The sequence below is a fragment of the Sunxiuqinia indica genome (assembly GCF_009847015.1).
GTDB lineage: Bacteria > Bacteroidota > Bacteroidia > Bacteroidales > Prolixibacteraceae > Sunxiuqinia > Sunxiuqinia indica.
Genome location: NZ_WVEM01000002.1, coordinates 229301 through 255021 on the forward strand (window position 1 = coordinate 229301; position 25721 = coordinate 255021).

Here is a 25721-nt window from a genome sequence, read left to right on the forward strand (position 1 = left end):
ATATTTGAGACATTTTCGGTTATAAAATTTATATTAGCGGCTCAATTAGCCTTTCTGAGTGCTTCTAGCTACTTTAAAGGTTGTTTTATTTTCTCAAGTTATCAAAATATTTTGGAATTAAATCCATCCTTTTTGATGATGTTTAACATTCGTCTATGAAGAATTTGAATTACGGGGTTATTGGAAACTGCAGAAGTGCTGCTTTGGTTTCAGAAGATGGATCGGTTGACTGGCTTTGTTTGCCACAATTTGATTCCTCTTCGGTTTTCGCAAATTTATTGGATGAGAACAAGGGAGGAAGCTTTAAAATTATCCCTGATAAACCTGAAAATATTACTCAGAGTTACATTCCACAAACAAATATCTTAAAAACTCGGTTTCAATGCGAAGATGGGGTATTTGAAGTGCGAGACTTTATGCCAAGGTATGAAAATCCCAATAGCGGAGGGCATTATACTCCACCCGATATTGTTCGCTATTTTAAATGGATTGAAGGTGAACCATCATTTAAAGTGTTGTACGATCCGAAGTTGGAATATGCAAAAAATGAGACCAATAATTTCGTAGAACAAGGATGTGAGAACGAGAAAAATGGAAGTTGTTACATCAAATCGCACACGTCCAGCGGAACTTACGATTCCTTATATTTATACTCTAGCTTCGATTATCCGGACATTTTGGAGCAAAGGTCAATCCGGTTGATGAAGGATGAATATTGCATGTTAAGCTATAATCAAAAGTTACTTCCACAAGATACCCGACGGGCAAAGCTGAAATTGGAACGGACTAAAGTCTATTGGCTAAATTGGGTTGAACGAACCACCTCGTTCCGTGTCTATGGTGATCTTATTGTTCGTAGTGCGCTTACTCTTAAGATGTTGAGTTATGCTAAGAGTGGTGCAATCCTGGCGGCATTAACCACCTCTCTGCCTGAGACTATTGGCGAGGAACGAAACTGGGATTATCGATTCTGCTGGATTCGCGATGGCTCAATGGTTGTTAAAATCATGACTTCTCTGGGACACTATAACCTGGCCAATCAATATCTTCGTTTTATCATCGACATACTTCCAGACAAGGATGAGAAGATGCAAATCATGTATGGGATTAACGGAGAAAAGAAATTAAAAGAGTACGAATTATCACATCTTGAAGGGTATGAAGGATCAGTTCCGGTGCGGATTGGAAATGCTGCATACCGACAAAAGCAAAATGATATTTACGGTATTTTGCTGGATGTGATTCATCAGCAACTGGAGATTTATGACATTACCCTGGAGCATAGCGAAGACCTTTGGACCATTGTGCGAAACATTATTAAAGTTGTAGAAAACAATTGGAGAAAACCTGATCGTGGGATTTGGGAAATCAGAAGTGAAAATAAACATTTCACCTTTAGCAAGGTGTTATGCTGGACTGCTCTCGATCGTGCTGTTAAGATTGCCTCGCTCTTGCAACGCGGATTGTATGCCAAGAAGTGGTCGGTGTTGAGGGATAAAATTCACAAAGACATTATGAAAAAGGCCTGGAACGAAGAACGGCAGGCCTTTACTCAAGCTTACGGATCCAAAGACTTGGATGCTTCTGTTTTGCTGATGGAATCGTATGGTTTTATTAATGCAACCGATCAGAAGTATGTGACCACTGTACTGGCTATTCAAGAGGATCTGGAACAGGATGGCCTGATGTACCGCTACCGCAATCAGGATGATTTTGGAACACCAAAATCGGCTTTTACTATTTGTTCTTTTTGGCTAACCAATGCTCTTTTTAAAATAGGAAGAAAGGAAGAAGCCATCAAGAAATTCCATCAACTGCTGGGGTATTCAAACCATTTGGGCTTGTTTAGTGAGGATCTGGATTTTAAAACCAAGCGGATGCTTGGAAATTTCCCACAGGCATATTCTCACTTAGCAATAATTGAAACAGCAATGACGGTTTCGGGGTCGCAGCTGACCGATGAAGAAATCATTAAAGAATATATTCATTAATTGCTATAAACCAAGTACGGATTTGTTTTCGATGACTTAGCGAAACCAATCAATCTCGTTAAAAATTATATCCAAAATGCAGTCCTGGTTCTCCAATAAAGAACTTTGACCACCTATCGTCAACTTGCTTAAATGAATCAGGCATTTTTGTGTGGTATGGTCGTTGAGTTATGGCAATTGATGGTTCTATGAAAAATCTGTCATTAAAAAGTTTGAAGTGGTAACCAACTCTGTACGTGTTGAAAATCTGAAAACCATTATCAACCTTGTTACCGTTGTCATCCACAAATGTTTGCCAAGCGTTCATTACGTGAACACCAGCGTAAAGTCCTTTCCATACAAATTTCTGATACGCAAGTGCAAAGCCATATTCACGAATATAACCCGGAAATTTTTCATCAGGTGATTCATATGATTTTCCGTAAGGAATGCCAAGAGGCCAACCATATTTCCAGGTTTTTAGTTCTATTGAAATTACATCACTTCCTGTAATTCGATAGCCTATGTTCAGTTGAATAAAATCAGGTCTGTTTTTAGGAGCTAAATTGCCCAACATAAATAGCGTACTACCAATAAAATATTTTTTATAGGTGCTATCTTGTTTTGTGCACTGAGCATTCACCTGAAAACTGCTCGTCAGAAATAGGACAAGTCCAATCGTTAAAATTTTCTTTTGCATATCTCTATTTGATTATTACACGATACTGCAAAATTAAATTCGTGGGGTGTTTGAATTCGTTCACTTAAGTTAAGAAATGAACTTAGCCCTTATTTTTCTTTAAAATCCTTGCTCTTAGCCTGCTTAATGACTGTGGTTTGATACCTAAATAACTTGCCAACTGATGTTGCGGAACACGTTGAATTAGGTCTGGTCTTTTTTGTAAGAGATTTAAATATCGCTGTTCAGGGGAAGATGTTTTATACTCATCAAAATTGATTTGTTGCTTTGCTAAAAGTTCTTCTGATAAAACTCTGCAAAGCGTTTCAAATTTTGGGAATTTCTTAAAAATATCTACTTCCATTTCAGGATCTGCAATGGTTAGTATCGAGTCTTCAACACAAGAGATGAAATATTCGGAAGGGGTTTTGTTGATGACGCAATGTGGTGTCAAGCCTTCCATTTCGGTATAGAAAGCGGTTGTTTTTTCTTCTCCGTCAATAACGTAGTAGGTGCGGATGCACCCTTTTAAAACAAAATAGCCATCATTTGACTTTTGTCCTTCTTTTAAAAGAGTCGTTCCTTTTTTTGCTGAGCGAAATATGTTTAGAGAAACGATTGCATTCTTTTCATCTTCTGTAAGAGTAACGTATTTTGATATAAAGCCAAATAGTAAGTCTTGCATTGTTTTGTTGTTGTTACTGTCGTTTTTTTAAACTTGCCACCAACGTTTTTGTGTGGGAAATTACGTGTTTGTTAGCTTTGATTTAGCGAAGCAATTTTTTATCTCGGTGTATGTCCCGTATGGGCATGTACACACTTTACTGAAAGCTCCGAAAAAATGTTTAAAATACAAATTTTTAGTGTTAAACAATAAAGTGATGCATGAAATTATTCCAGAGGCATCGCCGTCGGCAAGCCTTTGGCGGCCGATGGGTGTAAGTCCCTTATGCGCAGGAGTAACGTCTTGAAGCATTAGCAAGTGGCAAGCTGGTTTACCGTGAGGTATGCAGTGAGGGTTATTTGTGATTGATTAATGAGCAAATAAATTCAACCGGCCAACTCCGGTACTGACGAATAGTGAACGAATGTTGTTTTCGAAGAAAACCAATGATCCGGTGGATCATTGATGAGAGAAGAGCGAAGCGGTTGATATGAGGCTATGAGGTGGGATGAGCAAGCACATCATTGTGACGTCCGAAACATTCAGCAATGAATGAGTGCCAAAATAGTAGATCAGGCAGCGATTGGAGGAAGGAAGATGCTCTTACCTGGGGAGGTCTCATCGGTTTTAGGACTGATGAGAAGTCAGCAGAGGCCATAGTAGGCTTTGGAAACGAGCCGTCACAGAAAAGGCGGAGGACTCACAGAAAAGCTGAAGGGCTGAACGTTGGGCTGTCCAAAATTCGATATGGAAGCTTGAGTTTTCTCATCTAGTCATATCCTAAATTCGGGCATAGCTATCATGGTGAAAAGAGCTTGATATTGATGCTTAACGAACCGCCGTATATGTTCCCGAGCTATTGAGAAGGGAAGGAGCGGAGCTCGCGTACGCTGTGGTGGTGTCGTTAGTTTGTACTCAATGGAATTCAAAGGAAAAGTTAATTGATCTATACCTTTGAAAAAAAGCTCCATCTGCTGCGGTAACTTTGCGGTGGTGTTAGATAAAATCTAACTCTCATATTAAGGACTGCAGATATATTGAGTATAAGCCAGAGAGTATTTAGGGCAGAACCCATTATCACGATGTTCGCGAGTCAATGCGGAGCATAAATCAAAATGTTTATGCAAGTATATGGAATTGGATTATCGATGGAAAAGTTTGATGTAAACTTTATCGGACTCAATGGAAAGGCAAAGAACAAACAAGTGAATAACAGTTTGGGTGCAATTTCCAAATTCTTAATGGCTCTACCCGACGACTGTATTCTGTGTGAGCATACAGGCGTTGCAACTTCACTTAGGTCGAACTGACGTTAAAGATAAAAATGAGTGCAAGCGCAACTTTTATTGAATCAACCTGTCTTTAACTATAGAATACAATAATTAAAAAACGGAAAACATGAAAGTAGGATTTATAAGTCTAATGGCCGTGATGGCCTTAATCATTTCGATGGGCGCCAATGCCGAAACAGAATTTAGAAAGGTGGACTCATTCTCCGAAATAGCCATTCGGATTCCGGCAAAAGTGTATGTTGAGCAAGGGAGCGAGCAATCTATCGAAGTCGTTGCCAAATCGTCGACACTGGAGGAAATTATCACCGAAGTAAAAGGTCGTGAGTTGATCGTTCGGTTTGCAGCAAAAAACTATTTGTGGAAAAGTTTTACTCCCGGTAAAATTGAAATCTATATCACGGTTCCCGAAATTGATGCACTGTCGCTTTCCGGATCGGGTGATATTATAAATGACGGACCAATTGAAAGCCGTATTTTGGATTTGTCAGTTAGCGGGAGTGGTGATATTCTACTTGAAGACTTAAAAGCAGAACGTGTAAAAGCCACCATTTCAGGGAGTGGCGACATTACCCTTGAAGGTACTGAAATGGCTGATGACTTATCAGTTAATATTTCCGGGTCGGGTGATTTTAAAGGAATTGATTTTGAGGTGAAAGATGCTATTGTCAAGATCATTGGGTCGGGCGGTGCTTTTGTTAATGCCGAGAAACATTTAGAAGTACGTATTGCCGGTTCAGGAGATGTTACTTATAAAGGTAGTCCGCTGATTGATCAAGGAGTAGTTGGCTCGGGCAAGGTGAAAGAATACTAAACAGGCATCTGACAAAAAAAGTCACTCCAGCCGATGAGCTGGAGTGACTTTTTACATTTAAGGAATTAGACGTTCGCTATTTGATTGAGATCTTTTTAACCGATTTTGAGGTCATTTCCATCGATTTCATCACGGCGTTCATATCTTTGATGTCGATCGATTTTGTGGAGGCCCAGGCAGCTGGGAGCACTGCAATCCGGAAAGTCTGGTTTTGGGTCTCTTCAGGAAGCAAGTTACCAACAGTTTCTTCAATAAATACTCGAACGTCGTAAACGGTATGGTCAAAATTGTACTGAATGACACCGTCGTTTAAAACAACTGTTTGAGGTAATGCCCGCCAAACATCAACTGTTTCTCCTCCGTAGTCCACTTGTTCCCATAGGATGTAGACCATGACAATGTCGGTTGAATAAATCTCGAAGTTGCTGGGGAACGAGTATGATAAGCTAAATTCATTAGCGTTCGTGAAGTCGTCTGTAAATTCAAAAATATTTCCTTGAATATTTACACCGTCTTCTCCATCGATTCCATCATATCCGGGAGGCCCCATTGGTCCTTCACAGGATGTCATGACCGCTAAGGCAATTAATAAAATAATACTTGTAACTGTTTTCATGATTTTATCTTTTTATGTGAATTTTTAATTGTCAAAACAAGATTGATGCCAGAAGGTTAAGGACTCGTTGAAACACTCGTTTTTTGTGAGCTTAAGTCAAAATATCAACTAAGCGAATGTCGAAGGCCAATACGGCAAAAGGAGGTATTTTATTGTTTGTTCCTTTTCGTCCCCAGCCCAGATCCGAAGGAACCCAGAATTTGTAGCGACTGCCTTTGTTCATCATCAGAAGTCCTTCTTGCAATCCCTCAATCAGTTCCTCAATTTTTACATCGTCGGGTTTGTTTTGGCGGTAGGTATCTTCTAGTATTGTCCCGTTTAACAAGAGTGCCCGCTGGTGAATCAGCACGGTATCAAATTCCGATGGCTTTTGTCCGTCCACCTCTTCAATGATTTTATACTGAAGCCCACTGGCTGTTTTCAGCACGCCTTCTTTTTGTGCATTCTGAAGCAGAAAATCTTCACCTATTTTCTGGTTGTAACCCGCCGAACTTTTGCTTTTCCCTTTTTTCTCTCGTTTTGCCACTGCTTTTTTTCTTCAAAAATAGAAAAGAAAACCTCCTCCTGCGAAAGGAAAAGGTTTTTCTATGATTGTCTGTCTATTTCTTTTGGACTTAACTACCGCTAAAATCAACTCCTTTAAATAACATGGACGGTGTTTGCCAGGATGAAATCGGGTTCGGATCTGTTCCAACTTCTGCCAGGTTCATCCACAGCTCTTTCATATTTCCACTGATGTTCATTTCGGAAACCGGCTTGATGATTTCTCCATCTTCAACCAGAAAACCATCTATCCCATAGGAGAAATCTCCGGTTGATCCATTCGTGTTTCCACCGTTAAAACCAGTAACCAGAATCCCCTTTTTCATGCTTTTCACAAGTGCTTGAAGATCCTTGTCGCCGCTCTCAAAAATTAAATTCGAAGAGTCTCCGGTTGTCGGTTCCATCTCCAGTTTTTTCGCGTAGTAGGTGTCAATGTAGTATGTGCCGAGTACGCCATGTTCAAATACCTCGCGTTTTTTTAAAGCCAGCCCTTCGCTATCGAATAGTTGCGAGCCCAGCCCGCCCTGGATAAACGGATCGTCGGTTAATGTAAGTTTTTCAGACGCTACTTTTTCTCCGACTTTATCAATCAAAAAAGAGTTTTTCTGCTGAATATTGTAACCGTCCAACGCGCTTAGTAAGGGATGAAACAACCGGCCAACAGCCCTGTTTTCAACAAGCATGTCGTATTTCCCAGAGCTGATTTTCTGCTGTCCAATCTTTTTTAGCACGCGATCGAGGGCAACTGATCCAATATTTGATTTTTGCAGTTGATCGAACAAAATAGCCCGTTCGCGCCAGGCGTCACTTGGACGCGCATCTCCACCATCAACCGATACGGAGGCTCCCAGGCTAAATGAGCTGTTTTTTGTTTCGCCTTCAAAACCATTGCTGGTGACCATCAGTCGGCTGCTTGTTTTATCGGAGTAACTTGCCGATACCGAGATGATGCGTTCATCTTTGTTTAAAGCTTCTTTTTCAATTTGAAAAGCCAGGTCAACTTTGTTTTTTGGATCAATATTGTCGTAGGAAGCATCCTCAGTTCCAAGATCTTCTCCATCGCCTTGATAATATAAATTTGGATCGGGCAATGAGCGATATGGGTCGGGAGACAAATAGTTGGTGGCGGCAATTGCTTGTTCAATGAAGCGGGAAAGTTCTGTCTTCTCCAGCCGATTGGTTCGGTGCGACGAATATTTATTGTCAACGTACAACCGGATACTCAAATTGCTTTCAATCGCTTCTTTCAGCGTGTCTATTTTTTGTTCGCGAACATCAACATTGCTGCTTTTGCTTTGCGAAATAATAATGCTGACTTGGTCGGCTCCACTGTCCAATGCATGTTGCATGGCCCATTTTGCCAGGCTGTATTTTTCTTCTTGTGTCATTTTAATTCCTTTTTTCTGAATGATTGAACTTGATTTAGCTAACACCTCCCACGGTGAGTTTTTTCACCAAAACGGTAGGCAATCCGCAGGTTACCGGAACCGATTGGCCGGATTTTCCACAGGTCCAGGTGCCGTTGTCGATTTTGTAGTCGGTGGCACACATCGTAATATCGGCTAATGCTTGCGGTCCGTTACCAATAATGTTGATATCTTTAATCGGACGCGTTAGTTTCCCATTTTCGATCAGGTAGCCTGCTTTAACAAAGAAGGTGAAATCGCCGGCTCCGATCTTAACTTCGCCATTGCTGAAATTATCCACATAAATGCCTTGTTTCACATTGGTGATGATGTCATCTTTTGAGTGAGGTCCAACTTCCATATAAGTTGCTCGCATGCGCGGTAGGGGCATATGACGGAAAGATTCTCTCCTTCCATTTCCGGTTGGGTTTACCTGGTAATGTTTCGAGCTAATTCGGTCGTGCAGGTAGCTGTTAAGAACTCCGTCTTTAACCAGATAGGTTTTTTCGGTTGCATTTCCTTCGTCATCGGTATTCAACGATCCCCGGTTTTCAGGTAGTGTTCCATCATCTACAATGTTGACAAAATTTTCGGCTACCTTTTTGCCCATTTTGTCTGCAAAAATAGATGTTCCTTTTCTGTTGAAATCGGCTTCAAAAGTATGGCCAATGGCTTCGTGCAGCAAGATCCCAGAACCTCCCGCTCCCATGACAACAGGCATTTCGCCGGCTTTTGGTTTGGTGGCTTCAAATAGGAGCGATGTCCGGTCGACAACCTCGGTGGCCAGCAAGCTCACAAGTTCATCATTTAAAAACTCAAAGCCTTTTCGGAACGAACGAGATGAATAAGCATTCTCAATTTTACCATCTTTTTCCATTACGCAAAATGCTCCTAAACTTACCATCGGGCGGTAATCGTAGGTGAGAATCCCTTCGGAGCTATAAAAAAGGACGTAGGCGGATTGGTCGCTCAGGTAGGCATTCACTTTTGATACGCGTGTGTCTTTAGCAAATACCTGATCGTTCAAATTTTGGATGAACGGGATTTTCTCCTCTACCGTTGTCTCTTCCCACGATCGATCAATTTTATAGTAGTTTGAAGGAATAGCTTCTTTTATTTCTTGCGGCGATACCTTTACATTGCCCGTTGCAATATTGGCTGCCGTGTTCGCTGCTTTTATCAATGCTTCGGGCGTCACGGTTTCCGAATAGGCAAAGCCGGTTTGGTCTCCTTTTAAAACACGGATACCAACTCCAAAATCTACATTCGAATGCGCCCGGTTAACCTTGCCGTCTTCCAGCGATAGGCTGTTACTTAGTTTGTGTTCAAAAAACAGATCGGCATAATCGCCACCCTTGCTGAGCGATTTGGTAATGACTTTTTGAAGTAGCGTTATGTCGACGCCAAAATGATCAAGGTAAGCCTGAACTTCGGCAGAGGCTGAAGCACTCTGGCACGACTGGATAAAAGTGGGTAGGATCATGCTTCCTGCTACAGCCATACCCGATGATTTTAAAAATTCTCTTCGGTCGATGTTTTTCATTGTGAAAAATTTATAAAGTTGTAAGTTGTCTTTTTAATAGATGAAATTAGATCAAAATAAGTCTGCATTGAGTATTTAAAATTACGAATAAAACATAAAAATAGCTTATCGTTTTTGAACTAAAATCATATTTGAAATTCTGCAACTGCTGGAGCCTTCGAATAGATCGGGTGCCCGATGAAAATAGGGGTTCTTGATAGGGAAATACTATTAATTTGAAATTTCTATTCGTTTTTACAAATATGGCTGTGAAAAAAAAGAGATCTTTTTTATCTTTCGGGCTCGTTTTGAATAGGGTGGTGGACAAAAATATATTCTTATATGAATTTTGTATTAACTTTTTACAATTTGCTGTACTTTTATTTATAATTTTGTCAGTTGGTTCTATTTTTGACGTCAAATTATCGAAAAAATATATCATTAACTTATAATTTGTAACACGATGAAGACAAAATTAGAGTACATCTGGTTGGACGGATACACGCCAACACAAACTTTAAGGGCAAAGACAAGAATTGCAAAAGATTTTAGCGGAAAATTGGAAGATTGCCCGGTATGGTCATTTGATGGATCTTCAACTCGACAAGCTGAAGGAGGAGATTCTGACTGTCTATTGAAACCAGTTGCAATTTATCCTGATCCAACTCGTAAAAATGCTTACGTTGTAATGACGGAAGTATTAAATGCAGATGGGACTCCACACGCTTCTAACGGACGTGCTCACATCGAAGACGAAGATGAAGATTTCTGGTTTGGTTTTGAACAAGAGTATTTCTTGATGGATCCTCAAACAAACAAACCTCTGGGATTTCCAGCTGATGGTTACCCAGCTCCACAAGGACCTTACTATTGTGGTGTAGGTGCACAACACTCATTTGGACGTGAATTGGTTGAAGAGCATTTCGATGTTTGTTTAGAAGCTGGTCTGAACGTTGAAGGTATCAATGCCGAGGTAGCTGCAGGACAGTGGGAATACCAAATCTTTGCAAAAGGAGCTCACGATGCTGGTGACCAAATTTGGGTATCACGTTATTTCCTGGAAAAACTCGGTGAGAAATATGGTGTTGTTGTTGAATGGCATCCAAAACCACTTGGAAAAGAGTTGGACTGGAATGGTTCAGGTATGCACGCAAACTTCTCTAATGGTTTAATGAGAACTTGTGCTGACAAAAAAGTTTTTGTAGCAATTTGCGAAGAATTTGGAAACCATATTGACGAATGTATTAGTGTTTACGGAGCCTATAACGACCAACGTTTAACTGGTCTTCATGAAACAGCTGCTATCACTGATTTCTCTTATGGAGTTTCTGACCGCGGTTCTTCTATCCGTATTCCTATTGGAACTGTTGAAGATGGCTGGAAAGGTCGTTTAGAAGATCGTCGTCCATCATCAAATGGTGACCCATACAAGATTGCCGCTGTAATCATCAAAGTTACACATAAAGCAGTTGAGAAATTGTAATTAAAACATTACACAAGATATTGAAAGCTGTTCCTTTGGGAGCAGCTTTTTTTGTATCCGATACTTCTGTTGAATCTGGAGTTTCGCTATTTTTGCCACCTAACTTTTGAATTATGCGCACAGCAAAAATAAAAATCAATAAAGCCCTATTTGAAGAAACGTCTCATTCGCCGGCATTGGTCGATATTGTTGGAGAGAAAATGCTTGATCAGGTTATCGACTATTGTTTCATCGCCAATCCTTATTATCCAACCGATGAAATGATGGAGCAGCTGCAGTCGAAATTAGTCAGCATTATTAAAGCTTACCCATCCAGCAATCCACGTTTGGCGAGGGAAATGCTGGCCGACGTGTTAGGAATTAATTCGCAATATCTGATCTTAGGCAATGGCGCTACTGAGCTGATTACCATTATTGAAAGATATTTGATTGATCAAATCGCGATTCCGATTCCCACTTTTAGTGAGTACATTGAAAAATTGAAAAGTTCGGATGCAGCTAAATTATTTCACCTTAACCCCGAAAAAGACTATCAGTTAAATTTGGAGGAATATGCCAGTTGGATCGATCAGAATCAAATTGAGTCAGCGTTAATTATCAACCCCGGCAATCCAACAGGGCAATTGATGCGAGTTGATGAGATGAAGAGGTTTTTGAAGAAGATGACGCATTTGAAGATGATTTTGCTTGATGAGTCGTTTATCGATTTTGCTAACGAACAGGTACCGACTTTGCTTGGAGAATTAGCAGATTACAACAACTTAATTGTTGTTCGGAGCATGAGCAAGCATTGTGGTGTGCCCGGTTTGAGGCTGGGGTATTGCGCTACTTCAAACAAGATGTTTCAGACCGAAATTAAGGAAGCGTTGCCCGTTTGGAATATCAATTCCATTGCAGAGTATTTCTTGTTGCAACTTCAAAGGACGAATCAGGAATACCATAATTCGCGTATTCGGGTTATTGATGATGTAAAAGATTTATATCGAAAACTGGTCGAGATTCCCGGCTTCAAGGTTTATCCAACCGGAAGCAATTTCATTCTTGTTAAAATTGAATTTGGAATGAAAGCGGTTGATTTGCAAATGCAGCTACTTGAAAACTATGGCCTTTACGTGCGCGATTGTAGTAACAAAATTGGGCTGGATCAATACCACATTCGCGTTTCCTCGCAAGGAAAAGAGAACGATCGGTTTTTGATTGATGCATTACAAAGCATGGCAAAAACACATTCTGCGTAACCAATATTCGGGTAATTCTTTTTTCAGCTTGTTAAAAGCTAGCCACCGAATCGCATACATAAGTTGGAATAATTCCTGTTGAGCGAATTTTAGATTTGGCACTTTCCGCTAAGGTATTTCCCGAAAGGACAAGCACAGTATCCATCCCAAACTTGTTGCCACCAATGATGTCGGTAAAAAGCGTATCGCCTACCATCAGAATATCGTCGCGATTAAGAGCTTGTTTTAAGCACGCTTTTTCGTATGCAAACATAAACATCTGGGCATCGGGTTTTCCAAAACGGATAAAATGTCGATCCAGAATTTCTTCAACCATATCTGAAATTCCGCCAATGGCAATAGCAATGTCAACCCGGTTGACCGGGTAGTTAATATCTGTATTAGCAACAATCACCGACATGTTTTTTTTCCGAAGCAGATTGATTACTTTGTTAATGTCGTTGTTCCAATCGAAACCTTCATCATCAAGAAATGCAAGGCAGGTAATGTCATCAACATCGTTTAGGTCGAGCTTGCTGATGGGCATTGTTTTCAATCCGGCCGACTCAATGTAGTGAGCCGACTGCTCGGTACCCAGGTAGGCAACGCGGCCTGATTTTATTTTGAGTTTCAACCAGTCGTGTGCCAGCATGCCCGAAGAAATAACCTTGTCGGTTGTAATCGCGGGGATTCCATTGTTTTGATACATCCGTGCCAGCTGTTCCGGACTTCGGGACGCATCATTGGTTAATACGTAATAGTCAATTCCCTTTTCATCCAGAAAATCGAACGTATTTTCAACACCTGGAATAATTCCTTTGTGATTTTTTAATACCCCGAAAGCATCAAAAAAAACCGCTTTGTAGTTGGTTACTACACTTCTGAAATCTTGCGTCTTCATACTGTTTATATTTTTAATGCTCTCAATATTTTATCGACATCGTAATTTGTGTCAATGGCCGGAATGTATAAATTATAGGCTTCTTTTTGCAACTTACGGGCATATGATGGTAAAAAGAAGTGTGTTCCATCCTTTACCACGTAGTTTAAAATGAAAAAGCGATAGGCCTCTTTTATTAATCGTACTTCTGGTTCTGTCAGCGGAAAGATCCGGTGATATTCTTTTAGAAACATGATGAATCGATCTTCCATTAACGGGTCGATCATATAGCTGAAAACCGTTCGGTCGCCTACATCGGAAACCACTCGGCTAAAAAAGTAAAAATCCATGACACGTGACGACTCCCGAAACCAGTCATAATCCCATCTGGAATAGAGCTTCCCATCCCGAGTTACCGAAAAATTACCAATGTTCCAGTCTACAAATACCGGAATTGTTTCAATTTCAGTGGAGTAGTTCGCCTTGTCGGCATAAACGACAAATTTTTCGCATTGGCTCTTTAAAAGATCGCGTTGAGGCGCTGTTGCGCAAAATTTACCGGAGTCCAGATTTTTCATTAGCCGATGGATGTCGGTTGCCACTGTTTTCGACGCTTTCGGGAGCTGATTGCTTACGTTTGAGCAAGCTTTATGGAAGCGAGCTAGTTCGCGGCCAAGCTTTCGGATGTGCTTGTCCTCAAGTCTGCGAGGCATTTTGTGCTTCATCCTGATTGGGTTATAAAAAACAACCCAGGCGTTGCGTTTTTGATCGTAGTAGCGAAAGATGAACAGATCGTTTCGTTTAACCAGCGATTTGGCGAGGAAGTTGTCGTAGGGTGCTTCCAGGTTGTTGGCCAGATTGTTTATAATGATATGATCTTCCTTAAAGTGTTCAAAATTACCGTAATCCGATAATTTTGCAAAAACCGGTTGCCGGTCGTAAAAGGATATTTTGTAAACATGGTTGGTTGAAACATGGGCACTGACATCAAAAATTCCTTTAATTTCATGTCGTTCGTCAAATTCTTCCCAAGCTTGTCGGATTATCTGAAAATAATCAAGCGTTTGCATAGTTCTTCTTCTTTTTAGCTGTCGTCTGTAGTTCCCAAAAGTAATCAGAAATTGGTATTTCAGATAATTTCAAAATACCTTTTTGTTTCCCAGTCGGTTACTGCTTTGGCGAATTCGCGCCATTCCCATTCGCGTGTAGCTGCAAAATGGTTGACAAAGTCTTCTCCAAACAGGGTGTTGGGAATCTCCGAATCTTTCATCTTTCGGGTGGCATCCAGCAGGTTGAGCGGTAGTCGTTCGTGGTCTTTTTGGGCATATTCGTTGCCGGTTGTTTTTGGAATCGTTAGTTCTAACTCATTTTCGATTCCATATAAACCAGATGCCAAGGCAGCAGCCATTGCCAGATATGGATTGGAGTCGGAGCCGGGGACGCGCATTTCCAGTCGGGCCGATTTCTCCTGTCCGTTGATAACCCGAACCGCTGTTGTGCGATTATCGAGTCCCCAACTTGCAGTAACCGGAGCCCAAGCGCCTTCGCGCAGCCGTTTGTAACTGTTAATTGTGGGCGCGTACATAGGTAAAATGTGAGGTAAGCAATAAAGCTGTCCGGCCAGGTAGCTTTCCATTAGCTTGCTCATTGGTGATTGTTTGTCGCCCGAGAAAAAGAGGTTTCTTTTTTGACCGATATCCCACAAACTTTGATGAATGTGTCCGCTGCAGCCGGGAAGATTCTCATTCCATTTAGCCATAAAACTGGCAATTATTCCATGTCGATAGGCAATTTCTTTTACACTGTTTTTGAAAAGTGCTGCTTTGTCAGCAGCTTGCAGAATTTCATCGTAACGAATTGCTGCTTCATAAACACCGGGGCCGGTTTCGGTATGCAAGCCTTCGAGGCTTACCTGAAACTTTTCCAGCAAATCGAACAGGTCATTGAAATAGGTTTGGTATTGTGTTGGCCGAAGCATGGAGTAGCCAAACATTCCCGGCGAAATTGGTTTCAAATCAGAATAATTTTTCTCGGCTAGTTCGTTCGATGTTCCAATAAAATTGAACCACTCAAATTCTTGTGAGAATACTGCTTCGAAGCCCTTCTCGGTTGCACGTTGCCTGATTCGTTTCAGTAAACTACGCGGACAAGCAGGCAGATCTTTGCCCTGTTCAGAACTGAAGTCAGCCAGAAAGAACGGACGTTCGTTGTCCCACGGAATATTGCGGTAGGTCGAAAGGTCAATTCGGGCACGGGCATCCGGATAGGCTGTATGCCAGCCCGTAACTTTTACATTGTCGTAGCATTTGTCATTGGCATCCCATCCAAAAATTACATCACAAAAACCAATGTCGCCATCAACTACTTCCAGAAACTTATCTTTGTGAATCGTTTTGCCCCTCAATATGCCATCAATGTCAACTACAGCGAATTTAATTTTCGATTGAGCGCTTTCTTTTATTGTTTTTATCAGGTCCTTCTTATTTATCATGTCTTTGCTTTGCTCTTTTTTTAATGGTCAACAAATACCAAAATAATGATATTGCTTGAGTTTACACAAGGTATTCGAAAAATTAACAACTTAAAACACAACTCGCTGATTTTTCGCTTCAAAATTTACATCATAATAAAATGATGCTATTTGTACTTGTCAGTGAAATTATATCACTTCACCCCTTGTTTTTTACCCCATTTAGTTCTAAAATGACTGATTATTTTGAATGAACCTGCCGAGAAACAGGATAAACATTGATGAAAAATAAAAAGTTAGCTTCAAAATTCATTATTTTTGAGGTCTGTATTTGGCTGAAGAAATTTCAATGTTTTATAAATTTAATTGATTAAGATAATGGCAGACTTTAGATTTAAAGCTTTACAGGTGGTTATGGAAAGAGAACCGGTTGTAATTGAGCGGGAGCATAATCTAACCTCCGACTATTTTGGGATTAAGGTTTTTGACCGTCCTAAAATGAAAAAATACCTTTCCAAAGAGGCCTATAAAGCCGTTTGTGATGCCGTCGATAATTCGAGGGCCATAGATCGAAAAATGGCCGATCAGGTGGCGCAGGGAATGAAAGCCTGGGCTACCGAAAATGGTGCTACACACTATACGCACTGGTTTCATCCGTTGACCGATGGAACAGCCGAAAAGCATGATGCATTTATCGTTCATGGCGAAGATGGTGGTGTTGTGGAGGCATTCAGCGGGAAATTACTTTCGCAGCAGGAGCCCGATGCTTCTTCATTTCCGAGTGGTGGTATCCGCCAAACCTTTGAAGCACGTGGCTATACCGCTTGGGATGCTTCATCTCCGGCGTTTATTGTTGATGGAACACTGTGTATTCCAACGGTATTTATTTCATACACCGGCGAAGCATTGGATTACAAAACTCCGTTGTTGCGGTCACTGCAAGCTGTGGATAAAGCGGCAACCGCTGTTTGCCAGTTTTTCGATAAAAATGTAACAAAAGTAAATGCCAATCTGGGGTGGGAGCAAGAGTATTTTCTGATTGACGAAGCACTGTTTATGGCTCGCCCGGATCTGGTTTTGACGGGGCGGACTTTGATGGGGCATTCATCATCAAAAGATCAACAGCTGGATGATCATTACTTCAGCTCTATTCCAACTCGTGTTTATCGCTACATGGAGGATTTGGAAAATGAAGCTTATAAACTAGGAATTCCGTTGAAAACCCGTCACAATGAGGTTGCTCCAAATCAATTTGAAGTTGCTCCTATATACGAAGAGGCCAACCTGGGGAACGATCATAACCAATTGCTAATGGACATTATGAAAAAGATTGCTCGTCGTCATCATTTTAGGGTGCTTTTTCATGAAAAGCCATTTGCCGGAATTAATGGATCAGGCAAGCACAACAACTGGTCATTATCCACGAACACAGGCGTTAACCTCTATTCACCGGGTAAAAACCCAAAATCAAATTTGCAGTTTCTAACGTTTGTGGTGAATGCCATGAAAGCGGTGTATGATAATCAAGACTTAATGAGAGCTTGTATTCTAACTGCTTCAAACGCTCATCGCTTGGGAGCCAATGAAGCTCCGCCTTCAATCTTGTCTGTCTTTTTGGGAACCGAAGTCAGTAAAATGCTCGATATGATGGAAGAGGCAGTGGTTGACCGTAAAATGACACCGGACGAAAAAACAGCTTTGAAATTGAATATTGGTCGGATTCCGGAGATTATTCTGGATAGTACCGATCGTAATCGAACATCGCCATTTGCGTTTACCGGTAACCGTTTTGAGTTCCGCGCTGTCGGGTCATCGGCCAATTGTGCCCCTGCACTTATTGCCTTAAACACGGCTGTTGCTGCTCAGTTGTCACAATTCAGGAAAGAAGTTGATAGCCTGATTGATACCGGAGTGAAAAAAGACGAAGCTATTTTCCAGATATTGAAAAAGCTGATTATTGATTGCAAACCGATTCGATTTGATGGTGACGGATATAGTGATGATTGGATTGTTGAGGCTGAAAAGCGTGGCCTGACCAACATCAACAGTGTGCCTGATGCCTTACAGGGATATCTGTCGGAGAAGACAAAAAAGCTTTTTGCGGTACAAGAAGTGTTATCGGAAAAGGAGTTGGTTGGACGAACTGCTGTAGAGTATGAGAAATACATCATGAAGGTGCAAATTGAAGCACGTGTCTTGGGCGATTTGGCAATTAACCATATCGTTCCTACGGCTATTCAATATCAGACTACTTTATTAGAAAATGTTAAAAACCTGAAGGAAGTTTTTTCTGAGAAGGAATTTGAGGAGCTGGCTTTTGCCCGTAAGGAATTGATTAAGGAAATCAGCGGCCATATTTCAGCCATTAAGGCGAAGGTGAAAAAGATGGTTGAAGCCCGCAAAGTCGCCAATGTAATAGAAGACTCAATTGAAAAATCAAGAGTATACGAAAAAACGGTTTATCCTTACCTGGATGATATTCGCTATCATATTGATAAGTTAGAACTGACTGTTGATAATGAACTTTGGCCCCTGCCAAAATATAGAGAACTACTATTTGTAAGATAATGTATGATCGGTGATTGAAAATAGAAGGCCGCTCCAATTGGAGCGGCCTTCTATTTTTTATCGAATGTTTATGATGCGAATCTCTGAAAAAGTCGGATCTATTTCTTTTTACAAATTGCTGCCCAGCCCCCTCCTGATGCCATCGGAAGTGTAATTTTGGTGTTTTTGTTAGCCGTTTTCGTGATATAAGTATAGTCAATTGCCGCTTTATCTGCATTGATGCCATCCTGCATGATTTCGAGTTCGTAGTCTCCTTCATCCAAAAATGACAAATCAATTTCGAGTGTTCGGGAGTCTGCATCTGTCATGGCGCCAATATACCAGTCATTGCCACTTTTTCGGGCGGTAACAATGTAGTCGCCAACTTTGGCGTCCAGTATTTTAGTGTCGTCCCAAACGGTTTTCATTTTACTTAAAAAACGAATAGTCTCTTCTTCCCTGTAATAATTCGATGGATTATCTGAAAGCATTTGAAGGGGAGCATCATACACAACATACATCGCTAGTTGGTGGCATCTTGTTCCAATACTCATCGGGTTGCTGTGACTGATTTTAAAATCTTTATGGTGAGCATTGCGCATGGCACCCGGAGTGTAGTCCATTGGCCCGGCCAGCATTCGCGTAAAAGGTAGGGTTACATTATGCTCTGGTGTAATTACATCAGACCATTTGCAATTTTCCAGCCCTTTTACACCTTCGTAATTGATTACATTCGGATATGCCCTGCGCAAACCCGCGGGTTTGTATGCCCCATGGAAATCCACAAGTAGTTCCCGGTCGGCACAGGCTTGGGCTGTACGCTCGTAAAAGTTGACCATTTCCTGACCCGCCTGAGCCATAAAATCAACCTTGAGCCCTTTTACACCCCACTTAGCAAACTGATCCAGAATGTTGTCCATGTGTTTATCCAAAGGCCCCCAAAGCGACCATAAAATAAGCTCGACATTTTTCTCTTTACCATATTGAACCAGTTTATCAATATCGATGTTCGGATTTGGTTCCAACACGTTGGTTGTCGCTTTCGACCAGCCTTCATCTAAAATGATGTAAGGAATTCCGTATTCAGAGGCAAAATCAATGTAATACTTATAGGTTTGGTTATCGAGTCCTGATTTAAAATCAACACCGTAAATATTGTTGTCATTCCACCAATCCCAGGCGACCAATCCCGGTTTGATCCAGGACGTGTTCTCGATTTTGCAGTCTCTTGAAAGTAAATACACGAGTTGGTTTTCAACCAGGTGTTTGTCTTCCTCACTAATCATGAATACTCGCCAGGGAAAAGTTCTGGAGCCGTCGGTTTCGGCGATATAGTCAGCTTGTTTAATAATCTCAATGTTACGATCTCCTTTAGGTTTTGATTCGAGAATTACGTTCGGAAATTTGCTTTTCAAGCTTGCACTGCCAGTTGCCTCAAGAAATAAGCCCGGATAATCGAACAGGTCGGCTTCGGTTATCCCAATTTTGATATTGTTGGTTGCTTTTACTAAGGTTGGAAGTGAGCAAAATTGACCGGCATCCAGAGCGGATAGTTTTTCATCGATGTATAGTCGCTCGTAGTGCGAAAGCAGCGATTGTTCTTCGGGAAATAAAAGTGGATAGTTCTCAGAAAAGTTTAAATCGACCGTTTCGTTATTGACAATAACGTCGCCCTTTTTTGAAGTTTCAAATCGATAGGCAATTCCGTTATCAAAAACACGAAATACCACTGAAAAATCATTTTTAAAATGAATGCTCAGTTGGTTGTATTCGTCTTTTATTGTTGTTGATTTAACCGGGACAATGACTTCAACGTGCTCAGAAGTAGAACTTTTTTTCGTTTTTCTGACTTTAGCTGATTTACCCAAAACCTCTCCATCAATTGTGAGACTCATTTTGCTATTCTCGAAAATTGGCTGCCCGTTAACACTCGCCGACCAATGAATTCCGTCGTCCGTATTTACGGTGGTTAAAATTTTTCCGTTTGGCGAGCTAACGGAGTAATCTTTTGCCGCTAAATTGATGGTAAGCAACGAAAAAAGTACGAAAAGTAGTAACGATGAAGTGTACTTTTTGATCAACATAGATTTGAATTTTGTTAGGTTTATTGAAGTAGTAGAATGAAATTTACTTGCTTGCGTGTTTTATCAGAAACAGACTACATGATCTGAAAAATTAGGAATACCCGCTTCTCTGTTTTGTTTAAGTTATTCTGTAAATATATCAAAAATTGCAGTTGGGAAATACTTTATCTTTTCGTTTTTCGTTTTTCCATAACGTTTTTAAAATCTTGTATTGGGCTGAAAAAGTGATAGATACATGATAAAAATAACTCTCGGTAGAAAACAGGTAGATTTTTTAATTTTTTTTCACCCCTCCCGATTTGTTGCAATTTATTGCCGTACTGTAGCGGATCGCCTCACTGTTATCTGGTGAAATGCTCGACCAGGCAAAGGCTGCATTGTGTAAATTGATTGTGTCTGATCCTGCGGGATAGCCTGATCCGGGATGCACCTTGCAGCGGATCGCCTCACTGGTATCTGGTGAAATGCTCGACGAGGCAACGGCTGCATTGTGTAAATTGATTGTGCCTGATCCTGCGGGATAGCCTGATCCGGGATGCGCCTTGCAGCGGATCGCCTCACTGTTATCTGGTGAAATGCTCGACGAGGCAACGGCTGCATTGTGTAAATTGATTGTGCCTGATCCTGCGGGATAGCCTGATCCGGGATGCGCCTTGCAGCGGATCGCCTCACTGTTATCTGGTGGAATGCTCAACCATGTAAAGGCTGCATTGTGTAAATTGATTGTGTCTGATCCTGCGGGATAGCCTGATCCGGGATGCACCTTGCAGCGGATCGCCTCACTGGTATCTGGTGTAAAGGAATAGCGAAAACAAAAAGAGACGAATAATTACTTTAGATGATTAAATGTAACTGACTGTCAGTCAGTGACAAATAAAAAGAGCCGATTAAATCGGCTCTAGTACGGGTTAATAAAACGCTTTCGCTGGTGATCCAGCCTCCTTTGTCCCCATCGCCCGCGAGGTGTTGACCCAGAATTAGCCCGAAAGCGTTCAACTTCAATGTAAAGTTATAAAACTATTTTTTTAAGAAACAACAGATGATACTGCCGTTAAAAAAGTAGGTCAGAAATTTCGACCTGTTGATTTTTCGCTAATATAGTGCCGGCTCCTGTATGTTTAAATTATCTAAATCTGATCTTAAAAAGCGCGCTTTCTATCCGTTTTTGATACTCATTTTCTACCCGATCACCTAACATGTTGAATATCACATGCCTTTGTTAGTTTACGATGAACTAAAACTAATTATTTTCGTGTTTCAATTTGTCCCGGTCTGCTTTAAATTCTTTAATTCGTTGAGTGTTGGTTTTTGGTGTTGGTTTGTAGCCTTGCAAGGTTAAAACCCCGTTTTTCAAATCTGCCAGTACATCTTCAATCAGGATGTTTAAGAATCCGTTTATTATTTCCTGCCCGTCTCTGGTTCCAATCCCGTAATTTTTGGCGGCCTTTGCCTTGCTGCATGTAGTTTCCTCAATGTAGCCTTTGAATAGTGCAATATGTTTGGCTTTTTGGTGTAGTACATAAAACCCCCTTGCTATAATGATCCCCTGCAAATAGAACTTTGTTTTAAATATATCCTTTATCTTAAAACGCTTAGGAACTTCAAAATAGCATCTGATTGCGGTCATTAAGTCGGCATTGTTCACATTGTTTGAAACATCCGGGGCTAAAATCCGCTTGTATTTTAGGTTGTCGAGGGTTAAATTCTTGTTGTTACCGTCAATGTATTGTATTTGTCTGCGGTTGTACGGTTCGCCCTTAAACGCCTCTAAAATGAGCTTGGGGACGTTTAGCCGCTTTCCATCTATCAAAACTCTATTCTTAGTGTCATTTTTCAGCGTTTTTCCGGCGGTGAGGCTGTAAACCGTTCCTTTTTCAGTTATGTACAAGTTCTGGCGATTTTTCACCATTCTAAAGCCTGCTTGCTTTAGTTGGTTGATTGTTGATGTTCTTAGGTTCCGATCCATGATTATTGTTTTGATTGTTTTTATTCCTTATTCAATGCTTTCTCTGGCCTCTTTTAAGTATCTCCAAACAGTTGCGCGGCTTATCTTAAGCATGTCGGCAATGTCATTGTAACTTTTTCCCGCCTCGTGTAGCTCCAAAGCTTTTACCTTGTTAGCTTCGCCGTGATTTATTTTCGTCCATTCGTCAGCCTTTTGCCACTTCTCTAGAGTTCTTACAGGGCACTGCATTAAAATGCTTATTTCGGATAAACTCAGCCCCATTAGGTAATATTTCCGGGCTTTCTCATGATGTTCAAGAGTGTATTTGTTTCGGGTTGAAGCCTTTTTTTTGGGTTTTGGGTTAACTGCTTTTTTCATTTTAAGGGTATGTTTGAAGTTGTAGTGTAAAATATTGAACTTGGATTAAATCAAAATGAAACTTTTCAAGGGTATTTTCCCCGGTGTTAAAAGGGTATTTTTTGAAACTATTTTAAACCATGACCCCCGAAGAAGAAATATAACCTTATAGAGCCTCTGGGTCTTCATTATTAAAGTATTTCTCGTTGGTTTCTTCATGTTCTTGGTTTTTTTTAATCTTCAAATACCCTTAGCTCCTTGAAAATCCGTGTTTAAGGGTATTTTTTGAAACTCTAGGTTTAAAAAGATCAATTTCAATGCAAAAACCCACTTTCCCCCTGCTCTTGTTTTTCATCTTCAGTGCTATCTTGTTATTGATAAATTGCAGTTTCAAAAAGTTTCAACTTTTACCCTTAGTATCATTTTCCAGCTCCCGAAGCTCTCTTTTTGCATTTCGAGCCAGATAATTGTTGTATGTTGGCAAACTAATATAGAACTGATCCCGGATCAAATTTTCATAAATCCACTTTTGACTTACCCCACGTTGCTTTTCCCGGATCGTTATTTCTTGAACTTTAACAATTCTTTTCAATAGATATACTGATTTCTGTTTCATATTGAGTTATTAAAAATGAACTCCACAGATTGGCCACAAATCATAAATTGAACAGATACACTTTTTCCTATTCTTCCAGAAATTCGGGTCTTTCCAGTGTTCATAAACGCATACTACTTTTTGATTTTCTATTTTGATTATACGCATAGTGTCCATGTAACTGAATCCATATCCATCGATAAATGTTTTCCCTATTTGTGCCAGTCCACCAATTTCCGGCACCCACTCAGGAAATATAAAAGACCAGGGGTATTCAATGTTTTCCCTTTTCTTTTTCTCGAAGTCAAATGTTAGTTGAATCTCTGTCATTGTTTTATTTTTGTCGTCTCTGTGGCCTCGCTTCGCTCGGCCTTCCCTCCGGGATGTATAGAACAAGTATCCCAAATGTCAGGGAGCGTTAATAGGTCTCCCAAAAAGCGACTTTAATTTTATCACTGTTTATCATTTTATATCAATAAATTACTAATGAACTGATATTCAGATGTTTGTGTTTTGAGAAAAACATGCCCTTTTTGTCTTGCTTAAAGAGCAGATAATCAATCCCTTACTATTTTTATAGCTTCGTTTATCTTTTCTCTGAACTCCATTTCCTCCGGGGCTTTCTCTACTTGTATAGTATTTTTAAATATATCCCACTCATTCCCAATAAATTCGCGCATGTTTCTAAATCGCTTTTCTGTCAGTTTACCTGCTGCAAAGTCTTCTTTTGCCATTTTCAAGACTTCCTCTTTTCCGTATAAAATTATTTTTTGACACAGACTTATTTTTCTCTGATGCGTGCCTTTTTTGGCCTCAATTACCGGGTCAAATTGAACCGTTCGCCAATCCTTTAGAAATTGGTCTGTCAATTTTTTTATCGTCTTGGGGTTCATTAGGTCAGCGACTGTCAACTTCTCAACCCTGCGTTGGGTGGTTTCAATCCTCAATATGTTTGGGGTGGCCTCCGGGATATCGTCTCGCTGTTTGTCTTTCATTTCGTGCACCTTGTCGTAAACCTTGTATACTTTTTTAATATGCCTGTGAAAAACGGTCGTTTTCACCCGCTCGCCTTTGTATCTCGGATTAACGAAAAACCGCCGCTTGTTGTCCAGAACTCCAATTGTCTGCATTTGGTCAATGTAGGTGCGGCAGTCCTTCCCCATGTAGAGATTAAGCCCTATTTCGTAATAGTTCACATTGAGGTTTTCCGGCTCTATTCCGGTCTTTTCTTTCAATAGTTCGAGGCTCTGCCTTGCATTGGTGATACTGAACAGGTCGAAATTTGCTTGTTTTCCCGTTCGGATATAGTTGAAAAATTTATGCAGGCTGCATTCTAGTTTCAGCCTCTTAGCATTGCTTGTTTCAATTCGTAAATAAAAGCCTTGAATAAACTTTTGATTCTGATTGTCAAAAAAGAATACTCCGGCCTTACTGTTGGTTTGCAGGTTGTTACCATCTGCAATGCTAAAAATATCGTTATCTGTAAGCCCGGTTTTACTCATTTTTATTAGATCGATCATTCCCAAAATTCATGTTAGTAATTCGTATCTCCTAAATATTTGGCGTTGCCGAAACAAAGCTTTACGATTTTGTATTTGTCCCGATCTTTCGGGTTAATTCTTCTTAGAACTCTGTTTCTTAAATAGCGGTCTTGTAGGTTGTTGTGTTCCTTGAATACAATCCGGTTTACTATTGCCTTTTCATGGGTAACCGTGTTTTTTATTTCCGCATCGCCAAAGAATATTTTTTGTGTCATATTGTTCTACTTTTCGGTTAAATGGAAAACTTTCGGTACTTTTACACCCGAAGATTTTTAGAACTTGTACCATGAGTTCTTGAATTTTTAAGGTCAAAGGAAAGCCCCAGCAATGGGGCTTTCCTGATTTTATACCACTCCATTTTTAAGAAGCTCGTCCAGATGCGAACGTTTCACATAGCGATTAGCCCCTTTTTTTTGGCTTATTTTAATCACTTCAATAAGCCCATCGTTTACATACCTGTTAAAAGTCGCAAACCCAATTTTTAGACGTTCGCAGACTTCCTTCGGGGTTAATAACTCTTTTTGTTCCTGATCTGACAAAACGTTGACTTTCTCTCGAATGTCCTTTAACATCGCCTTGTGTTCGTTCCACTCGTCAAGAGAAACTGTAATCACTGCTATTTGTTGGGATTCCATACTTTCAGGTGTTTAAACGTTATTTAAATGATGTTTAAATTCAGGGGATGGGGTCAATATTTAATCAATCTCTCAATCAATTCAACCGCTAAGAATTTTGTATCTCTTTCGAGTCTGCCACTGTTTTTTAGGAGGTCAAAAAGTGCCTCTCTTATTTCCACTAAATTCTCATGAGATTTGATTCCAGAACCATGCGGGTCAACTTCAAGAAATAGTGTTTTTTCCTTGCTCTCTGGGTCGTCTTTTATCAGTTTGAGCAAATTACCAGCCCAGTACATTATGCTTTTTGCACCGTGCCCCAAATTTTCGTAGTCATAGTTTTGGATTAAATCAACAATAGCCGCCTCGATTTGTGGCAACCAAGAGTTATCAAGACCTAAATCAATTCTTTCAACTTTCATTTCGTTTTTTACTTGTACCATGAGTTCTAAAATTTTTAAGGTTTATGAATTATTTTGCTTGTT

25 protein-coding genes are annotated in these 25721 nt (G+C 40.4%); 6 read left to right on the forward strand and 19 right to left on the reverse strand.

Going from position 1 to position 25721, the window contains the following annotated elements; all coding sequences use genetic code 11:
- Positions 1 to 155 precede the first annotated feature (155 nt).
- Positions 156 to 1991: a glycoside hydrolase family 15 protein gene (locus GR929_RS04265; RefSeq protein ID WP_159517691.1), complete on the forward strand. Its 1836-nt coding sequence runs from the start codon at positions 156 to 158 to the stop codon at positions 1989 to 1991.
- Between the two features lie 58 nt (positions 1992 to 2049).
- On the opposite strand, the gene GR929_RS04270 is transcribed toward GR929_RS04265, so the two are convergent.
- Positions 2050 to 2670 (reverse strand): hypothetical protein, encoded by a 621-nt coding sequence (locus tag GR929_RS04270; protein ID WP_159517692.1) that lies wholly within the window; start codon positions 2668 to 2670, stop codon positions 2050 to 2052.
- Positions 2671 to 2752: 82 nt separating this feature from the next.
- On the reverse strand, positions 2753 to 3334 hold the full coding sequence (locus tag GR929_RS04275; protein WP_159517693.1) for a Crp/Fnr family transcriptional regulator: 582 nt from the start codon (positions 3332 to 3334) through the stop codon (positions 2753 to 2755).
- 1100 nt (positions 3335 to 4434) lie between these two features.
- On the opposite strand from GR929_RS04275, the gene GR929_RS04280 reads away from it, so the two are divergent.
- On the forward strand, positions 4435 to 4623 hold the full coding sequence (locus tag GR929_RS04280; RefSeq protein WP_159517694.1) for a hypothetical protein: 189 nt from the start codon (positions 4435 to 4437) through the stop codon (positions 4621 to 4623).
- A gap of 88 nt (positions 4624 to 4711) precedes the next feature.
- Positions 4712 to 5416: a head GIN domain-containing protein gene (locus GR929_RS04285; RefSeq protein WP_159517695.1), complete on the forward strand. Its 705-nt coding sequence runs from the start codon at positions 4712 to 4714 to the stop codon at positions 5414 to 5416.
- Positions 5417 to 5492: 76 nt separating this feature from the next.
- On the opposite strand, the gene GR929_RS04290 is transcribed toward GR929_RS04285, so the two are convergent.
- From GR929_RS04290 to GR929_RS04305, 4 genes are all read right to left on the reverse strand, one after another.
- A complete protein-coding gene (locus GR929_RS04290; protein WP_159517696.1) occupies positions 5493 to 6032 on the reverse strand; it encodes a collagen-like protein in 540 nt (179 codons plus the stop codon).
- A gap of 91 nt (positions 6033 to 6123) precedes the next feature.
- Positions 6124 to 6558, reverse strand: coding sequence for an FKBP-type peptidyl-prolyl cis-trans isomerase (locus tag GR929_RS04295; protein WP_159517697.1), 435 nt, complete (start codon positions 6556 to 6558; stop codon positions 6124 to 6126).
- An 88-nt stretch (positions 6559 to 6646) separates the two neighbouring features.
- Entirely contained in the window at positions 6647 to 7963 is a 1317-nt protein-coding gene (locus GR929_RS04300; RefSeq protein ID WP_201300901.1) for a TldD/PmbA family protein, read from the reverse strand.
- Positions 7964 to 7997: 34 nt separating this feature from the next.
- On the reverse strand, positions 7998 to 9524 hold the full coding sequence (locus GR929_RS04305; protein WP_201300902.1) for a TldD/PmbA family protein: 1527 nt from the start codon (positions 9522 to 9524) through the stop codon (positions 7998 to 8000).
- 442 nt (positions 9525 to 9966) lie between these two features.
- Between GR929_RS04305 and GR929_RS04310 the strand changes: the two genes are divergently transcribed.
- Together GR929_RS04310 and GR929_RS04315 are read left to right on the forward strand one after the other, a co-directional pair.
- Entirely contained in the window at positions 9967 to 10986 is a 1020-nt protein-coding gene (locus tag GR929_RS04310; RefSeq protein WP_159517698.1) for a glutamine synthetase beta-grasp domain-containing protein, read from the forward strand.
- A gap of 113 nt (positions 10987 to 11099) precedes the next feature.
- On the forward strand, positions 11100 to 12224 hold the full coding sequence (locus tag GR929_RS04315) for a pyridoxal phosphate-dependent aminotransferase (protein ID WP_159517699.1): 1125 nt from the start codon (positions 11100 to 11102) through the stop codon (positions 12222 to 12224).
- 31 nt (positions 12225 to 12255) lie between these two features.
- On the opposite strand, the gene GR929_RS04320 is transcribed toward GR929_RS04315, so the two are convergent.
- Genes GR929_RS04320 through GR929_RS04330 form a run of 3 tightly spaced genes read right to left on the reverse strand, consistent with a single transcriptional unit; the run spans position 12256 to position 15574 of the window.
- Complete coding sequence (locus GR929_RS04320) at positions 12256 to 13104, reverse strand: HAD-IIA family hydrolase (RefSeq protein WP_159517700.1); 849 nt, start codon at positions 13102 to 13104, stop codon at positions 12256 to 12258.
- A 5-nt stretch (positions 13105 to 13109) separates the two neighbouring features.
- The gene (locus GR929_RS04325) at positions 13110 to 14153 is read right to left on the reverse strand and encodes an aminoglycoside phosphotransferase/kinase family protein (protein ID WP_159517701.1); all 1044 of its coding nucleotides are present in this window, start codon (positions 14151 to 14153) and stop codon (positions 13110 to 13112) included.
- Between the two features lie 59 nt (positions 14154 to 14212).
- Positions 14213 to 15574: a glutamine synthetase family protein gene (locus GR929_RS04330; protein ID WP_201300903.1), complete on the reverse strand. Its 1362-nt coding sequence runs from the start codon at positions 15572 to 15574 to the stop codon at positions 14213 to 14215.
- Between the two features lie 357 nt (positions 15575 to 15931).
- Here GR929_RS04330 and GR929_RS04335 point away from each other — a divergent pair, with 357 nt between their 5' ends.
- Entirely contained in the window at positions 15932 to 18121 is a 2190-nt protein-coding gene (locus tag GR929_RS04335) for a glutamine synthetase III family protein (protein WP_159517702.1), read from the forward strand.
- Positions 18122 to 18219: 98 nt separating this feature from the next.
- On the opposite strand, the gene GR929_RS04340 is transcribed toward GR929_RS04335, so the two are convergent.
- From GR929_RS04340 to GR929_RS04385, 10 genes are all read right to left on the reverse strand, one after another.
- Positions 18220 to 20184, reverse strand: coding sequence for a glycoside hydrolase family 97 protein (locus GR929_RS04340; protein ID WP_159517703.1), 1965 nt, complete (start codon positions 20182 to 20184; stop codon positions 18220 to 18222).
- A gap of 274 nt (positions 20185 to 20458) precedes the next feature.
- Positions 20459 to 20878: a hypothetical protein gene (locus tag GR929_RS04345; protein ID WP_159517704.1), complete on the reverse strand. Its 420-nt coding sequence runs from the start codon at positions 20876 to 20878 to the stop codon at positions 20459 to 20461.
- Positions 20879 to 21424: 546 nt separating this feature from the next.
- Positions 21425 to 22150 carry a hypothetical protein gene (locus tag GR929_RS04350; protein ID WP_159517705.1) on the reverse strand — a complete coding sequence of 242 codons (726 nt, stop codon included), beginning with the start codon at positions 22148 to 22150 and terminating at the stop codon, positions 21425 to 21427.
- 27 nt (positions 22151 to 22177) lie between these two features.
- Complete coding sequence (locus GR929_RS04355) at positions 22178 to 22507, reverse strand: helix-turn-helix domain-containing protein (protein WP_159517706.1); 330 nt, start codon at positions 22505 to 22507, stop codon at positions 22178 to 22180.
- A gap of 379 nt (positions 22508 to 22886) precedes the next feature.
- Complete coding sequence (locus tag GR929_RS04360) at positions 22887 to 23102, reverse strand: hypothetical protein (protein WP_159517707.1); 216 nt, start codon at positions 23100 to 23102, stop codon at positions 22887 to 22889.
- A 9-nt stretch (positions 23103 to 23111) separates the two neighbouring features.
- On the reverse strand, positions 23112 to 23411 hold the full coding sequence (locus GR929_RS04365) for a hypothetical protein (protein ID WP_159517708.1): 300 nt from the start codon (positions 23409 to 23411) through the stop codon (positions 23112 to 23114).
- A 227-nt stretch (positions 23412 to 23638) separates the two neighbouring features.
- The gene (locus tag GR929_RS04370; protein ID WP_159517709.1) at positions 23639 to 24601 is read right to left on the reverse strand and encodes a hypothetical protein; all 963 of its coding nucleotides are present in this window, start codon (positions 24599 to 24601) and stop codon (positions 23639 to 23641) included.
- Positions 24602 to 24615: 14 nt separating this feature from the next.
- Entirely contained in the window at positions 24616 to 24837 is a 222-nt protein-coding gene (locus GR929_RS04375) for a hypothetical protein (RefSeq protein ID WP_159517710.1), read from the reverse strand.
- A 129-nt stretch (positions 24838 to 24966) separates the two neighbouring features.
- Entirely contained in the window at positions 24967 to 25257 is a 291-nt protein-coding gene (locus GR929_RS04380; RefSeq protein ID WP_159517711.1) for a helix-turn-helix domain-containing protein, read from the reverse strand.
- A 53-nt stretch (positions 25258 to 25310) separates the two neighbouring features.
- On the reverse strand, positions 25311 to 25679 hold the full coding sequence (locus tag GR929_RS04385) for a hypothetical protein (protein ID WP_159517712.1): 369 nt from the start codon (positions 25677 to 25679) through the stop codon (positions 25311 to 25313).
- Between the last annotated feature and the right edge of the window lie 42 nt (positions 25680 to 25721).

Coding starts and splice junctions, on each gene's coding strand:
- GR929_RS04305 (WP_201300902.1), bottom strand. CDS start 9,524: ATGAAAAACATCGACCGAAGAGAATTTTTAAAATCATCGGGTATGGCT.
- GR929_RS04370 (WP_159517709.1), bottom strand. CDS start 24,601: ATGATCGATCTAATAAAAATGAGTAAAACCGGGCTTACAGATAACGAT.
- GR929_RS04385 (WP_159517712.1), bottom strand. CDS start 25,679: ATGGTACAAGTAAAAAACGAAATGAAAGTTGAAAGAATTGATTTAGGT.
- GR929_RS04270 (WP_159517692.1), bottom strand. CDS start 2,670: ATGCAAAAGAAAATTTTAACGATTGGACTTGTCCTATTTCTGACGAGC.
- GR929_RS04300 (WP_201300901.1), bottom strand. CDS start 7,963: ATGACACAAGAAGAAAAATACAGCCTGGCAAAATGGGCCATGCAACAT.
- GR929_RS04335 (WP_159517702.1), top strand. CDS start 15,932: ATGGCAGACTTTAGATTTAAAGCTTTACAGGTGGTTATGGAAAGAGAA.
- GR929_RS04290 (WP_159517696.1), bottom strand. CDS start 6,032: ATGAAAACAGTTACAAGTATTATTTTATTAATTGCCTTAGCGGTCATG.
- GR929_RS04265 (WP_159517691.1), top strand. CDS start 156: ATGAAGAATTTGAATTACGGGGTTATTGGAAACTGCAGAAGTGCTGCT.
- GR929_RS04355 (WP_159517706.1), bottom strand. CDS start 22,507: ATGAAAAAAGCAGTTAACCCAAAACCCAAAAAAAAGGCTTCAACCCGA.
- GR929_RS04280 (WP_159517694.1), top strand. CDS start 4,435: ATGCAAGTATATGGAATTGGATTATCGATGGAAAAGTTTGATGTAAAC.
- GR929_RS04375 (WP_159517710.1), bottom strand. CDS start 24,837: ATGACACAAAAAATATTCTTTGGCGATGCGGAAATAAAAAACACGGTT.
- GR929_RS04310 (WP_159517698.1), top strand. CDS start 9,967: ATGAAGACAAAATTAGAGTACATCTGGTTGGACGGATACACGCCAACA.
- GR929_RS04380 (WP_159517711.1), bottom strand. CDS start 25,257: ATGGAATCCCAACAAATAGCAGTGATTACAGTTTCTCTTGACGAGTGG.
- GR929_RS04315 (WP_159517699.1), top strand. CDS start 11,100: ATGCGCACAGCAAAAATAAAAATCAATAAAGCCCTATTTGAAGAAACG.
- GR929_RS04320 (WP_159517700.1), bottom strand. CDS start 13,104: ATGAAGACGCAAGATTTCAGAAGTGTAGTAACCAACTACAAAGCGGTT.
- GR929_RS04360 (WP_159517707.1), bottom strand. CDS start 23,102: ATGAAACAGAAATCAGTATATCTATTGAAAAGAATTGTTAAAGTTCAA.
- GR929_RS04340 (WP_159517703.1), bottom strand. CDS start 20,184: ATGTTGATCAAAAAGTACACTTCATCGTTACTACTTTTCGTACTTTTT.
- GR929_RS04350 (WP_159517705.1), bottom strand. CDS start 22,150: ATGGATCGGAACCTAAGAACATCAACAATCAACCAACTAAAGCAAGCA.
- GR929_RS04365 (WP_159517708.1), bottom strand. CDS start 23,411: ATGACAGAGATTCAACTAACATTTGACTTCGAGAAAAAGAAAAGGGAA.
- GR929_RS04330 (WP_201300903.1), bottom strand. CDS start 15,574: ATGATAAATAAGAAGGACCTGATAAAAACAATAAAAGAAAGCGCTCAA.
- GR929_RS04285 (WP_159517695.1), top strand. CDS start 4,712: ATGAAAGTAGGATTTATAAGTCTAATGGCCGTGATGGCCTTAATCATT.
- GR929_RS04275 (WP_159517693.1), bottom strand. CDS start 3,334: ATGCAAGACTTACTATTTGGCTTTATATCAAAATACGTTACTCTTACA.
- GR929_RS04325 (WP_159517701.1), bottom strand. CDS start 14,153: ATGCAAACGCTTGATTATTTTCAGATAATCCGACAAGCTTGGGAAGAA.